Genomic DNA, 14123 nt, shown 5'->3' on the forward strand with positions numbered 1-14123 from the left:
TTGGTGAGGGTTGATTAAAGTTTTACTTTATTAGAGCTATCTTTGAAAAGAGATAGCTCTTTTTTGTATATATTTTCTTCAATTAGCGGAATCTAACTAAAAACTTGTTGAAAAGGAAGTTAGGTGGGGAAATTGTTAGAGCTTGAAGGTAACTTATTTGAAGTTATGAAAGAAATTAGGGATGAGTTAGGTTCGCCTAATGATTTAACAATTAGAGAAGTTGCTCTTGCTGGGAGTTTTACACGTTGTGCGGTTGTGTTTTTATGTGGGTTAACAGACAAGGATAATGTTTATAAATATGTAGTTCGTACTCTTCAATATGAAGAAGTGCAAAATGAAGCGGCTGTCGTTCAGACGTTATTGGATCGTTTTATTTCTATTGCGGAAGTGGGTAAGAAGACAACATTTCCGGATATTATAAATGCGATTTTAGCGGGAGATACAGTTATATTAATTGATAATATTCAAACTGCTATCATTATTAATAGTAGGGCTTGGGAGAAGCGAAGTTTAGAACCACCAGTGACAGAAGATTTAATACGCGGACCGAGAGTTGGATTAAATGAAGATATTAATGTGAATAAAATGTTAATCCGACGCAGCTTACGCGATCCAAAGTTGAGGTTCCAATCTTATATTATGGGGAAGCGATCGCAGAAAGAAGTAACCCTAGTATATATAGAAGATATTATTAATCCTCACATTGTAAAAGAGTTAGATCGCCGTCTTCAATCAATAGTGACAGATGTCGTTTTGGAAACAGGTACGATTGAACAATTAATTCAGGATAATAATTTATCCCCATTTCCACAGTTTTTGAATACAGAGAGGCCTGATAATATTATAGCCTCATTAGCGAAAGGGAAGGCGGCCATTTTAGTAGACGGATCCCCGTTTGCTCTTATTGCACCACTTGTCTTTGTTGATATTTTTCAATCTGTAGAAGATCATTACGAGCGCTGGGTGATTGGAACGTTATTAAGATTTTTACGTATGGGTTCAGGCATAATTGCGGTTTTGTTACCAGCTATGTATGTAGCACTTGTATCTTATCATCAAGGACTTATTCCTTCTAAATTGGCTTATTCAATTGCAGGTGCGAGGGAAGGTGTTCCGTTTCCTGCATATATTGAAACATTAATGATGGCCTTGACTATGGAATTAATACGAGAAGCTGGAATCCGATTGCCGAAACCGATGGGGCAAACGATAGGGATTGTAGGAGGTCTTGTAATTGGAGAAGCTGCGGTAAATGCAGGGATTGTAAATCCGTTTTTAGTTATTATTATTGCAGTTACTGCGATTGCTACGTTTTCGCTTCCTGTATATAGTATTACGATTACGTTCCGAATTTTACTTTTCGTCTTTGTATTAGCTGCAACGGCTTTTGGACTGTATGGGATTATTCTAGCTCTGATCGCACTTGCTATTCATATTACAAATTTAACAAGTGTTGGTATACCGTATACAACTCCCATTGCTCCTGCATTTTATAAAGATTGGAAAGAAGAATTTATTCGCATGCCAAAATCGATGTTGAAAGATAGACCAGAGTACTTACAAACAAAAGACTCTACAATACGTCCAAAGGAGCGAAAATAAGTGAAACCATTTGAGTATGGCGATGAAGAGATTGGATCTCGGGAAATTGGGTTTGCGGTGTCATCGACCATTATTGGTATAGGGGCATTGTCTATGCCAAGAGATATCGCTAACCAAACTTTATTTTCGGACGGTTGGATTATCTTGCTTTTGGGTGGACTGATTTGCGCAGTTTTAGGCTGGTTTGTGACGAGAGTGGCTATCTTATTTCCAAAACAAAATTTTGTTCAATATACGAGTGCGCATTTGACAAAGCCTGTTGCATACACAATTAGTAGTATTTTAGTATTAACGTTTGCTGCTTTGACAGCGTATGAATCGCGAATGATTTCAGTTATTTCTCAAACGTATTTATTTAGTGATACACCAATACAACTACTGTCTTTTTTCTTCTTATTAGTTGTTATTTATGGAATAGCAGGATCAAGAGCAGCCTTATTAAGGTTAAATGTTTTATTCTTGCCTATTGTTTTAATTGCGATAGTACTTCTTTCTTTATTGAATATAAATTTAATGGAAATAAATAATTTACTACCAGCTTTTCAAACGAAAGTAAGTCAATATGCTGTTGGAGTTAAAAATTCTATTTTTACGTTTATTGGATTTGAAGTAGCTTTATTTTATGCGGTGTTGCTGAATGATAAGACAGCGAAAAAAGCGCCAATGGCAGTCGCGAAAGCGGTGATGGTAAACGTGCTGTCATACATTTTAATTTATGTAACTTGTATTAGTGTTTTTACGTATATGACAACACGTGGATTGACATATCCAACAATTGAATTAGGGAAAGAAATTGAAATTGGTGGAGGATTTTTAGAAAGGTTTGATGCGATTTTTTTTACGACTTGGATTATTACTATTTATAACACTACAGCAATGTATTATGACGTCGCATCTTTATTGTTTTGTGCTATGTTTCCGAAAGTGAAGAAACAAATTTTTATTTTCATAAGTGCCCCTATTATTTTTATGGTGAATATGATACCTAGTAGTTTAAATACTTTATCAAGTTATGGGACTTATTTAGCTTGGATAGATATGGGGTTTGTTGTGTTAGCTCCTTTGCTCGTTTTAATTGTATATAAAATAAAAAGAAGGAATGGTGGAAATGAAACACCTTCTTAAAATTATAATGGTTATGGCTTTAACTGGATTTATGAGTGGGTGTTCTGAGTTAGAAGAGATAGAAGAAAGAGGATTTGTAGTAGGAGCGGCTTACGATATTGTGAAGGAGAAGAAAGCGAATCCAATTATGAAAGGGACCTATCAGATGGTACTCCCCAGTAAATTGTCTCAACAGGGTGGACAAGGGGGTGGGGATAGCGAAAATTATATTAATGTTAGTGCAAAAGCAGATAGTGTATTTGAACAAATAAGAATAATCGCCAAAAAAATTAGTCGTACATTATTTTTCCCTCATATACAGGTGATTATTTTCTCTGAAGAATTACTTTCACATCCATACATTTTACAAAATACGTTAGATGTATATATTCGCGATCATGAGATGAGAAGAAATATTCGTTTGTTCGTTTCTAATAAAAATGCCGAAGCTATTTTAAAACAAAGTGCCAAGCCTGAAAATTTACCGGCGCAGTATATTGATATGTTAGCTGAACACCCTCCGAAAAATGCCCAAATGATTGAGGCTGCAAGAATTGGTGAGGTGCAGGAAAAGATGATCTCTAACCGAAGTTTTGTATTACCTATTCTGGAACTAACAAAACAAGGAGTACAAATGAACGGTGCAGCATTGTTTCGTGGAAAGGATAATAAATGTGTAGGCAATTTGAGTGGGGAAGAAACAGTAGGGATGAATTATATAATAGGTAAAAAAATTGGAGGTTTTTTTACCATCCGTAAAAAGAATCAACTTATTACATATGAAATTCATAAGTTACGTCGAAAAATTAAAGTATCCACAACGAATGCTACAAGACCGAAATTTAATATTCATTTATTTCTGGAAGGTACAATAGCTGAGTTGCATTTTAGTGATCATAAAAAGGTTTTGAATGAAAAGCGTTTAGAGAAGGATATATCGGAAGAAATGGAGAAGCGTATTCAAAAATCAATTAAACTTGTTCAAAAAAAATATAAGGTAGATGTACTAGAGTTAGGGGAAGTGTATAAGCGACATAATTATAAAGAGTGGAAAAAGGTAAGTAAGAATTGGGATCAAGGCGAAAATTACTTTAGTAATGCTGAAATTACTGTTCATGTTCATCCAACAATTGAACATTCAGGTTCAGCTTTACCGAAAAGAGTGAAATAAGGTGATGAAAGTTGTTTACTGGATTAGGAATTAGTTGCACGATATTAATGGCAGTTCTTCCAGGAACTATATATTTTATTCATAAAAAACTCACAACGTATGGAGCACAGCCGTGGAATACTGATGTGCAAAAAAAGAAACCTGAATAATTTCAGGTTTCTTTCGTGCAAAGCATATGTGAAGGGGGATACCTTCACATATGCTTTGCTTTATACAAGCCCTAACCAATGTACCAATTGTGTAGAGAGGAATGTAACAACAATGGCGATAACGGTAGGGATTGCAAACGATAAGAATGTCCATTTTGCACTTTTTGTTTCTTTGTATATATTAACAAGTGTTGTTCCGCACGGGAAATGAAGAAGTGAGAACAACATTGTGTTTAACGCTGTTAACCAAGTCCAACCATTTTCTAGGAATAGATTTTTAATTTGATTAAAATCATCTATTTCAGTTAAAGCCCCAGTTGATAAGTAAGACATTAATAAAATTGGGATTACAATTTCATTAGCGGGTAGTCCAAGAATGAATGCAGCTAGAATAAAGCCGTCAAGTCCTAACATTTTAGCAAATGGATCTAGGAAATTTACAAAATACATAAGTAAGCTTGTGTCACCGATAAAAATGTTAGCAAGTAACCAAGTTAATGCAGCTGCAGGGGCAGCAACAACTATAGCTCGTTTTAAAACGTAGATTGATTTATCGAGTGTTGCGCGAACAATTGTATTCCAAACTTTTGGCTTGCGGTACGGAGGTAACTCAAGTGTGTAGTGAGTTGGAACCCCTTTTAAGGTTGTTTTTGATAGTACCCAAGAAACAGTTAATGTCATAATAACACCAAGTACAACCATTCCAACTACAACGCCAGCAGTAACCAATGTTTGCATACTGCCTGTATAACCAGCAGCCATAAATAGTGAAGCCATTAAAATTAACATAGGCCAGCGACCGTTACAAGGAACGAAGTTGTTCGTTAAAATTGCTAGCATACGTTCACGTGGTGATTCAATGATACGTGTTGACATAATGGCTGCTGCATTACAACCAAATCCCATTGCCATTGTTAAAGATTGTTTCCCGTGTGCACCGGATCGTTTGAATAAGCGGTCCATATTAAACGCGACACGTGGTAAGTATCCATAGTTTTCTAATAGCGCGAACATAGGGAAAAAGATTGCCATAGGTGGTAACATAACGCTAATAACAGCACCGATACCACGGAACAAACCAAGTATTAAAATGCCATGTAACCATTCAGGTGCATGCGCTGCTTGGAACCAAGATGTTAAATATCCTTCGGCCCATCCGAAGAATTCGGCAATCATATCAGATGGTACGTTAGCGCCTGCAATTGTAAGATAAAAAATAATAGATAAAATACCGAGCATAATTGGGAATCCCCAGATTGGAGATGTGAAAATTTTATCTAGTTTTTCGGAACGATATAATTTATCAGTATTTGTATATTGGACAGATTCTTTACATATGCTTGCAGATGTTCGGTAAATATCTCCGACTATATCATCTCGTATATCTTCTTTTGAAAGTGTTTGTGCATGTTGAATAATATAGTCTAATGGAAGAGCTTTACTGGCTGAGTGAGATTCCATTAATTACGACCTCCCTTACAAGTGGTTCATTATGGTGTTTTTGAAGTGTAGTTAAGAAATTTTTATCTCCATCTAATATACGTAACGCAATCCAACGTGCTGGATACGTATCACCGAACACTTTATAAATTTGTGGTTCTAATTCCTGAATCATATTTTCGATTTTTTCGCTGTAAGTAATTTTAATTGGTGTTGGAATTAGTTTTTTATTTGCTACTTTTGCAATAACATTTAGCAAATGACCAATACCTACTCGGTTACGTGCTGAAATTTTAACGACAGGCACACCAAGTGATTTTGCTAATTTCTTTTCATCAATAACGATGCCTTTTTTCTCGGCTTCATCAATTAAGTTAATGCAAATGACTACATTATTTGTCATCTCCATCACTTGAAGTGCTAAATTTAAATTTCTTTCCATAGCAGTTGCGTCTATAACAACTACAGTTACTTCTGGTTTTTCAAATATAATATAATCCCTCGCTACTTCTTCGTCTGCGGAATTTGAGTATAGTGAGTAAGTTCCCGGTAAATCTATTAATGTATAATTACTTCCGTTATGTTCATATTCTCCTTCAGCTTTTAAAACAGTTTTTCCCGTCCAGTTTCCAGTATGTTGTTTTAAGCCTGTTAAAGTATTAAATAATGTACTTTTCCCTGTATTCGGGTTACCAGCTAAAGCGATACGATGTTTGCTCATCTGAAATCATCTCCTATTAATACCCCGAAAATAAGGGAGCTTTCTTCTTTACGCAGTGCAATAGTTGTGTTGCTCACTTGATAAGCGACCGGATCTCCAAGTGGACTGCGTTGCAATACTTTAATCGTCGCCCCCGGGATAAATCCCAAATCTAATAAGCGTCGTTTCATAGTTCCTTCTAATTGGATCTTCTCAATTTGTACAAACTCTCCTATTTTAAATTCGGAAAGTGGTTTTATATTAGCCGATACCATAAAAGTTACCTCATCTCTATATTTTTAGTTTGAGTTTAAAAAGTTTCCTAAGGTAAACTTTTTGTTAGTAATATAGTAGACTACATTGGATTATGTTGTCAATTAGTACTTTAAAAATATTCATTTATTTTTAGAATTGTTCCAATTTATTTAGTTGTACTAAAAAATATTACTGAAATTATTTTTAATGTGCATGAATTAGGTGTGTAAAAATTACAAAATACAGCGGAATTGTAAATGTAACTTTAACGAAAAGTGAAAAAGAGAGAAAAACATTTACATTGAATTTACATTGTTAAGAATATATTTACATTGCAGCGTAGTTAGTGTGGTTTTTGTTTGGTTATTTAACTATAAATGTTGGGATTTCTAGCTTTTAAGGATTATTATCGTCATTTACTTAAAATTAAAAATTGCTTAACACTCACATAATATTGTTGTCCTACAATGAATTTGTGTTCGAAAGAAAATGAATTCGAAAAGTGATAATCCAAATGGGGGTACAAGACATGGTTATGAAAAAAGGTATTAAATTTTCTTTAGCAGCTTTAGTGGTAGCAGGAGCATTAGTTGGTTGTGGGAAAGCAGAAGATACAACTAGTAAAGACACTGCTAAAGGAAGCGATAATACAAAACAAGAATTATCAGGTACGATTGCAGCGGCTGGTTCTACAGCTCTTCTACCTCTTGCGGAGGAAGCTGGAAAGAAATTCATGGAGAAAAATTCAAAAGTTTCTATTCAAGTTCAAGGTGGCGGTAGTGGAACTGGGATTAACCAAGTAGCATCTGGTGCAGTACAAATTGGTAATTCAGATGTTCCGTCCGGAGATAAAATAAAAGATGCTGAAAAGGCGAAAGAATTAGTAGATAACAAGGTAGCGGGTATTGCATTCGCTCTTGTCGTAAATAAAGATGTAAAAGTTGATAACTTAACAATGCAACAAGTACAAGATATCTTCACTGGAAAAGTAACAAATTGGAAAGAAGTTGGCGGAAAAGATGAAAAAATCAATGTAATTAATCGTCCAGCTTCATCTGGTACACGTGCTACATTTGAAAAAACGATTATGAAAGACGCGAAAATTAATGATGGAACTGGTACAACACAAGATTCTAACGGTGCAGTAGAGCAAGCGATTAACTCTACTCCTGGTTCGGTGAGCTATTTAGCAATGTCTTACATGGTGGGCGAGAAAAAAGGCGCACTACAAACAGTCAAAATTGATGGTGCTGAACCGAAAGTTGAAAACATCGCGTCTGGTAAATATCCATTCTGGTCTTACGAATATATGGTAACAAAAGGTGAAGCGAAGGAAGCGACGAAAGCTTACATCGATTATGTAAAAGGTAAAGATTTTGAAAAACAAGTAGAAGATATGGGCTACATTCCAATGTCTAAATTAAATAAGTAATAAAATTTTATGGGGCTGGCTGCAAGGCCAGTCCTGTTCATTTCAATCTGTGAAGTGGGGTCTGTCCTGTGATGAAGGGGAAAAAACAAATTAATTACGTGAAAAGTGAATATATAGGAAGATCACTTGTTACGTTTTGTGGTATTTTTATTGTTTTAATTACATTAGCTATTATTGCGTTTATTTGTGGGAAAGGTATTCAATCTTTTACACAAAGTGGTATCTCATTTACTGAGATGTTAACATCGACAAAATGGAATCCAAATGCTGAGCAAGGATCCTTCGGGGCTTTAATTTTCATTGTAGGTTCAACGGTGGTTTCGTTAGGCGCGGTTATTATTAGTGCACCAATTGCTATAGCTCTTGCTATATTCATGAATTTAATTTCGCCAAAGTTTGGAAATAAAGTATTGAAGCCTGTTCTAGAATTGTTAGTTGGTATTCCTTCGGTTGTATACGGATTATTAGGTGTTACGATTTTAGTACCACTATTACGTGATTCGTTTGGGGGAGTAGGCTTTAGTTTAATTGCAGGTATTGTTGTATTAAGTATTATGATTTTACCTACTATTGCTAGTATCGCTTCTGATGCAATACGTTCTGTTCCATTTGATTATTTAGAAGCTTCTTATGGTCTAGGATCAACGAAATGGCAAGCGATTAGCCGAGTGATTGTTCCTGCTGCGAAAAAAGGGATTTTAACAGGTGTTGTTTTAGGCTTAGCGCGTGCTTTCGGTGAAGCGTTAGCGGTTCAAATGGTAATCGGGAATACGATTAAATTACCAGAAGGAATATATAGTCCGACAGCGACGTTAACTGGTATTTTAACAATGGACATGACGAATACATTGAACGGAACTGCTTGGAACAATGCGCTATGGACTTTAGCGATGATTTTACTTGTTATTTCATTCCTGTTTATTTTAGTAATTCGAGCGATTGGGCAAAGAGGTGAGCGATAATAATGAATGCAAGAACGGTAAATAAAGTTTGGACGGGTATCTTTTATGCGGTTGCGGCTTTAGTTGTAGCTTTGCTAGTGTTCTTAGTATTTGAGATTTTACAAAAGGGATGGGGATTTTGGGATCCTAATTTCTTGTTTGGAGAACCAAGCAATACAAGAGCTGGTGGTGGGATTGGTCCGCAGTTATTCAATTCCTTCTACATGCTTGTTATAACGCTTATTATATCTATTCCTCTTGGATTAGGTGCTGGAATATATTTAGCGGAGTACGCAAAACAAGGACGTTTTTTAAATTTTGTTCGTCTATGTATAGAGACGATGGCGTCTTTACCTTCTATTGTTGTTGGTTTATTTGGTTTGTTAGTGTTCGTTACAATGACAGGTTGGGGATACACAGTAATGGGTGGTGCTCTTGCTTTAACTATTTTAAATTTACCAGGTTTAACGCGTGTTTGTGAAAATGCGATTTCAGAAGTTCCTCAGAATGTAAAAGAGGCAAGTCTTGGATTAGGTGCAACGAAGTGGCAAACAATCGCTCGTATTATTATCCCATCGTCATTACCACAAATTATTACAGGGATTATTTTAGCGGCGGGTCGTATATTTGGGGAAGCGGCAGCATTAATTTACACAGCGGGTTTAACATCCCCGATTTTAAATTCAGCAGCGGATTTCTCAAGTCCTGCGCATCCTTTAAATCCGTTTAGACCAGCTGAAACATTAGCGGTTCACATTTGGAAATTAAATTCTGAAGGAGTTATTCCAGATGCGAAGTTGATTGCGACAAAATCTGCAGCTGTATTAATTATTATGGTATTACTATTCAATGTTATTTCACGCTTGATAGCATCTATATTACACAAGCGCTTTACAGGAACGAAAAGAAAAAGTAAAACAACGAAAAAGGTAAAAGCGGCATAAATTATAAAGAAGAACTCTCTATTTATAGGTAGGGGGTTCTTTTGTATTTTAATATAGAAGGAATGGATGTAATGATTGTTGAATTTGTGATTAATTATAAAGAAGAACAGATGTAATTTAGAGAGGAGCTTTAATTTGTTTTTTCTGCAAATGTCAGGTTTTCCTGGGTCAGGAAAATCGACAGTTTCTAAGTATATAGCGAAATTAACAGGTGCTGTAATTATAGATCATGATGTTTTGAAATCCGCGTTGTTAAAATCATTAAAAGTAAAAGGAATTGAATCAACGATTGTTGGTGGGCTTGCGTATGATGCCGAATGGGTATTGATTGATTCTTATTTAGAACAAGGGCATAGTGTTATATTGGATAGTCCGTGTTTATATGAGGGAATGGTTGAAAAAGGGATTGAACTATCAAATAAACATGGTGTGAAATATAAATATATTGAGTGTTATCTTAATGATATGGAAGAGATTAATAGGAGACTGCAAACACGTAAGCGTATGATCAGTCAAATTGAAAAGGTGGAGTCGGAAGTAGGTTTTAAAAAGTGGTTAAATGGTAGTAAAAGACCTTCAAATAATGAATACCTTATTGTGGATTCTAGTAAACCTATAGAGCAATATGTGGAAAAAATGATGGATTATATGACTAAATAGAGAGAAGGCGTTATCTTCATTTGTGAAGATAACGCCTTTTGTTTTTAAATATCAGGTGTTTCTGTAGAAGTGCTTATTTTCCTACGGGAGCGTCTTTTTCTCCCGATTTTATCTAATAGTTCATACATAACTGGAACGACTACTAATGTAAGAGCAGTTGAGACTGCCAAACCGCCGATGACAACGACGGCTAAACTTTTTGATACCATACTTCCTGCTTGGGATTGGCCAAATAGGAGTGGGAGCATGGCAACGATTGTTGTAATAGCTGTCATAATAATTGGGCGTAGTCTAGTAGAACCTGCTTCAAGTAAGGCTTCTCTAGTTTCCATTCCATGTTCCCGATTTTGTTGGACTCTTTCTATTAATACAATAGCGTTTGTAACAACAATCCCGATTAACATTAATGCGCCGATCAAGGAATTTACATCAACAGGTGTTCGTGAAATGATTAATCCTAAAATACCACCGACAGCAGCTAATGGTAAGGAGAATAGGATTGCAAAAGGAGCACGTGCTTGCCCGAAGGTGATAACCATAATTAAATATACAATCCCGATTGCAATCCCCATAATTTTGAATAAATCTGTAAAATTCTCTTGCATAGATTCAGTAGCTCCTGCGATATTTACTTTTGCACCACCAGGTAAATCTAAGTCAGTCATCGCTTTATTTACTGCTGTGTTTACTTTACTCAAATCTTCATTTGAAGCTTCGGCTGTAATTTGGATTGTTTCTTTTCCGTCTTTATGGAAAATTTCTGTTTGTGTTTGTTTTTCTGAAATAGTTGCAATGTCTTTTAAAGGTGTTGGTCCATTAATAGGTGATAGTATGTTTGTATTTAAAATATCTTCTTGTTTATTAATATTTTCTTTTTTGTGTTCTATCATAATAGTAGCTTTTTCATTATTAATTGTAATTTCGCCAATAGGTGATTTCTTCATAAGGAATGCTACTTGTTGCGCAGCTATTTCTGGTGTTAAACCTAGTTGTTCAGCCTTTGTTTGATCAATATGAATTTGCCATTCTTTCTTAGAGTCTTCTAAATTTGTTTTTACTTTAGAAAGATCATCCATGCTTTTTAGTTTTGTTTCAACGATAGTAGCCGCTTCTTTTAAATCCGCTTCGTTAGTAGCTGTTACGTTAAATTGTAAGTTATTGCCGCCGCCAGAGCTTGAATAACTTGTTTTTATATAATCAAGTTCAGCAGGCTCAAAAGTTTTATGTTCCTTTTTTAACTCTTTAATATATTGATCAATATCAGAACCTTTTTTAAAGACTACGAATATACTAGCGAGGTTATTTTTAGTTGTTTGCCCCCATTGTGCATCTTCTGCGCTAGATCCCATTCGTAAAATAACGTCTGTTATATCTGAATTAGAAAGTAATTTCTTTTCAAAATCAAATGCTTTTTGTTTTTGAGATTCAGCATTATAATGGGCTGGAAATGTCATGTTAATAGATAACATTGTGTCGTCTTCAGATTTTATGTTTGCTTTCGGTAGTAATATATAAGCTGCAATTGATCCTACAAATAATAAAAATGCAGTAAGTAGAATAATGAATTTATGAGAAAGAGCCCACTTTAATGTAGCGACATATCGTGATGAAGAACTTGGCTTTCGATGCTTTGTTTTTTTGAGTAGTAAAAAAGCCATAAGTGGAACAACTGTTAGTGCAACGATTAAGGATGATAATATAGAATATACAACTGCTAATACCATAGGTAACATTAATTTTCCGATTGCTCCTGATACGAGGCCGATAGGTAAAAAAACAGCGACCGTTGTTAAAGTAGAAGAAGTAATTGCGACTGCGACTTCTTTCGTTGCATCGAGAATGATATCTTTAGAGAAAGAATCTTTTTGTAAACGGCGGAAAATATTCTCGATGACAACGATACTATCATCGACGAGACGTCCAACCGCAACAGCTAAACCACCGAGGGTTAAAATGTTAAGCGTAATGTTAGATTGATGTAGTAAAAAGAGTGTTAATAAAATGGATAATGGAATACTGACAACAGCGATGAGTGTTGTTCGGAAGTTACGTAAAAAGATTAAGATAATTAGAGTTGCAGCGATTGCTCCAAGTATTACTTCTTTTCCCATGCTAGTAACAGCATTTTCAACTTGTTCATGGGTTGAAGCCAAAAGTTTAATGGAAAATTGATCTTTATATTCCTTATCTATCTCTTTAACTTTTTTATCAATCTCTTTTCCAATGGCAACTGCATTTTTACTCGGTTCTTTCATGATGATTAATCCTGTGCCTTCTTCTCCGTTTATATGTGAGATTGTATCGTAGTGTTGTTTGATTTCAATTTGAGCAATGTCTTGCAATTTCACTTGGGGTGCCACAGTGATGTTTTTAATGTCATTTACATTTTTTATGTCCCCAATGACGCGGAGGTTGTATTCTTCCTGATTAACAGTAATTGCCCCAGCTGGAGTAGAAGTTTCTTTTCCTTGTAAAACAGTTAGTACCTGCTGTGATGTTACGTTTTTGTTTTTTAATTGGTTCGGATCAAGTACGATAGATAATTCAGAGGTGGATTTTCCGAAAAACATAACGTTGGCAACACCATCAATGTTTTCGAGTTGTGGTACGATTTCTTTTTCAATTTGTTTTTCATCTGCTTTTGAAAAACCGTTTTGTTTCTGGATAGTAATTTGAGCGAGTGGAATCATAGAAGTGTTTAATTGACTAACTACGGGCTTGGTTACATCTTTAGGTAATTTAATTGTATTGACGGCTTTTTCGACTTCGCGTGCTGCATCTTTCATGTTTGCTTTTGATGTATACGCAATGTCGATACGTGATAATCCCTCGTATGTAGAAGAAGTAATGGTGTCGACGTGTTCTAAATTGCGAAATTGTTTTTCGAGAGGATCAGTTACATCCTTTGTCATCGTTTCAGCGTCGAGTCCTTGAGATAAGGTTGTGACGGTAATTGCTGGATTGTCGATACTCGGTAAAAATTCCATAGGTAATTTAGAGCCGGAATAAACACCGAGTATGGAAATGAGAAAAATCATGATGATAATGGCAGCTCGGTTTTTTAATGAAAACTTTGTTAACCTATCCATAAAATAATTCCTCCATTGGTTTATTTATAGTTGAGTGCGTCCTTTCTTACTATATAACAAAAAATGGATATTTTTCGTTAATTAAATGTAAAAAAATTCTAACAATATCCTTAAGTTTGTATTAGGATTGGAATGTTGTTAATTTGTAGGGGGTAAATTTTTGAATGAGAAGGAAGGGGATAATGCGCGCGAGTGGCTGTTTAATGTAGACGGGATTTTTTCTTAAGGCTAATTTGTATAGTTATTTTATAGAAGGATAATGATTATAAGCTTTAATATAGAAGAGAATGAAAATTTGGGAAGGTATTGTGAAATACAATTTGGTTGAACGGAGTGTATTAGCATACAATTAGAATAACTATTTTCAGTAGTAAGGATAATAGTTACTTCTATAGAAGAAAGTAGGGTAGATAATTTTTTTATATTTTTATAAAAAAACACTTGTTATTTAAAAGTTGTGATGGTATATTAATAAACGTCGCTGATGCGGAAACGCAGAAAACGACAAAAAAGAAATTTTAAAACTTAGTTGACATCGAAAAATTAAGATGTTAATATGATGAAGTCGCTTCTGAAGCGGCGGACAAGTTCTTTGAAAACTGAACGAAACAAACAACGTGAAACGTCAATTTTTAT

12 protein-coding genes are annotated in these 14123 nt (G+C 35.1%); 8 read left to right on the plus strand and 4 right to left on the minus strand.

The genetic code is table 11. The features are described 5' to 3' along the window. The first annotated feature begins 123 nt into the window (after positions 1 to 123). The 4 genes from gerLA to MHH55_RS25255 are packed head-to-tail and all read left to right on the plus strand — an operon-like array spanning position 124 to position 4026. Positions 124 to 1602, plus strand: coding sequence for a spore germination protein GerLA (gene gerLA, locus MHH55_RS25240; RefSeq protein WP_001999095.1), 1479 nt, complete (start codon positions 124 to 126; stop codon positions 1600 to 1602). After that, positions 1603 to 2727: a spore germination protein GerLB gene (gene gerLB, locus MHH55_RS25245; RefSeq protein WP_000802008.1), complete on the plus strand. Its 1125-nt coding sequence runs from the start codon at positions 1603 to 1605 to the stop codon at positions 2725 to 2727. It abuts the gene before it with no gap. After that, positions 2711 to 3877: a spore germination protein GerLC gene (gene gerLC / locus MHH55_RS25250; protein ID WP_139362486.1), complete on the plus strand. Its 1167-nt coding sequence runs from the start codon at positions 2711 to 2713 to the stop codon at positions 3875 to 3877. The genes gerLB and gerLC overlap by 17 nt, the downstream gene beginning before the upstream one ends. Before the next feature lie 11 nt (positions 3878 to 3888). Continuing rightward, positions 3889 to 4026: a hypothetical protein gene (locus MHH55_RS25255; RefSeq protein WP_000493997.1), complete on the plus strand. Its 138-nt coding sequence runs from the start codon at positions 3889 to 3891 to the stop codon at positions 4024 to 4026. Between the two features lie 60 nt (positions 4027 to 4086). Here the strand turns inward: MHH55_RS25255 and MHH55_RS25260 are convergent, their stop codons facing one another. The 3 genes from MHH55_RS25260 to MHH55_RS25270 are packed head-to-tail and all read right to left on the minus strand — an operon-like array spanning position 4087 to position 6441. Next, on the minus strand, positions 4087 to 5487 hold the full coding sequence (locus MHH55_RS25260) for a nucleoside recognition domain-containing protein (RefSeq protein ID WP_078187178.1): 1401 nt from the start codon (positions 5485 to 5487) through the stop codon (positions 4087 to 4089). Further along, complete coding sequence (locus MHH55_RS25265) at positions 5465 to 6187, minus strand: FeoB small GTPase domain-containing protein (protein WP_000033865.1); 723 nt, start codon at positions 6185 to 6187, stop codon at positions 5465 to 5467. Before MHH55_RS25265 ends, MHH55_RS25260 begins: the two co-directional genes overlap by 23 nt. After that, a complete protein-coding gene (locus MHH55_RS25270) occupies positions 6184 to 6441 on the minus strand; it encodes a FeoA family protein (RefSeq protein ID WP_000252982.1) in 258 nt (85 codons plus the stop codon). Before MHH55_RS25270 ends, MHH55_RS25265 begins: the two co-directional genes overlap by 4 nt. 509 nt (positions 6442 to 6950) lie before the next feature. Here MHH55_RS25270 and MHH55_RS25275 point away from each other — a divergent pair. From MHH55_RS25275 to MHH55_RS25290, 4 genes are all read left to right on the plus strand, one after another. Next, positions 6951 to 7853, plus strand: a complete 903-nt coding sequence (locus tag MHH55_RS25275) for a phosphate ABC transporter substrate-binding protein PstS family protein (protein WP_000245108.1) — start codon at positions 6951 to 6953, stop codon at positions 7851 to 7853. Between the two features lie 71 nt (positions 7854 to 7924). Continuing rightward, positions 7925 to 8815 (plus strand): phosphate ABC transporter permease subunit PstC, encoded by an 891-nt coding sequence (gene pstC, locus MHH55_RS25280; protein ID WP_000676677.1) that lies wholly within the window; start codon positions 7925 to 7927, stop codon positions 8813 to 8815. Between the two features lie 2 nt (positions 8816 to 8817). Then, on the plus strand, positions 8818 to 9738 hold the full coding sequence (gene pstA, locus MHH55_RS25285) for a phosphate ABC transporter permease PstA (protein WP_000994141.1): 921 nt from the start codon (positions 8818 to 8820) through the stop codon (positions 9736 to 9738). A 135-nt stretch (positions 9739 to 9873) separates the two neighbouring features. Next, a complete protein-coding gene (locus tag MHH55_RS25290) occupies positions 9874 to 10398 on the plus strand; it encodes an AAA family ATPase (RefSeq protein WP_000465755.1) in 525 nt (174 codons plus the stop codon). A 44-nt stretch (positions 10399 to 10442) separates the two neighbouring features. Here MHH55_RS25290 and MHH55_RS25295 read toward each other — a convergent pair whose 3' ends face one another. Further along, the gene (locus MHH55_RS25295; RefSeq protein WP_078187177.1) at positions 10443 to 13487 is read right to left on the minus strand and encodes an efflux RND transporter permease subunit; all 3045 of its coding nucleotides are present in this window, start codon (positions 13485 to 13487) and stop codon (positions 10443 to 10445) included. Positions 13488 to 14123: the final 636 nt, after the last annotated feature.

The sequence above is a fragment of the Bacillus sp. FSL K6-2944 genome (genome assembly GCF_038005385.1).
In the GTDB taxonomy this organism is placed as follows: Bacteria; Bacillota; Bacilli; order Bacillales; family Bacillaceae_G; genus Bacillus_A; species Bacillus_A cereus.

What these genes read in the sequence shown, in the direction of transcription:
- gerLC (WP_139362486.1), top strand. Translation starts at nt 2,711, where the DNA reads ATGAAACACCTTCTTAAAATTATAATGGTTATGGCTTTAACTGGATTT.
- MHH55_RS25260 (WP_078187178.1), bottom strand. Translation starts at nt 5,487, where the DNA reads ATGGAATCTCACTCAGCCAGTAAAGCTCTTCCATTAGACTATATTATT.
- MHH55_RS25265 (WP_000033865.1), bottom strand. Translation starts at nt 6,187, where the DNA reads ATGAGCAAACATCGTATCGCTTTAGCTGGTAACCCGAATACAGGGAAA.
- MHH55_RS25270 (WP_000252982.1), bottom strand. Translation starts at nt 6,441, where the DNA reads ATGGTATCGGCTAATATAAAACCACTTTCCGAATTTAAAATAGGAGAG.
- MHH55_RS25275 (WP_000245108.1), top strand. Translation starts at nt 6,951, where the DNA reads ATGGTTATGAAAAAAGGTATTAAATTTTCTTTAGCAGCTTTAGTGGTA.
- pstC (WP_000676677.1), top strand. Translation starts at nt 7,925, where the DNA reads ATGAAGGGGAAAAAACAAATTAATTACGTGAAAAGTGAATATATAGGA.
- pstA (WP_000994141.1), top strand. Translation starts at nt 8,818, where the DNA reads ATGAATGCAAGAACGGTAAATAAAGTTTGGACGGGTATCTTTTATGCG.
- MHH55_RS25295 (WP_078187177.1), bottom strand. Translation starts at nt 13,487, where the DNA reads ATGGATAGGTTAACAAAGTTTTCATTAAAAAACCGAGCTGCCATTATC.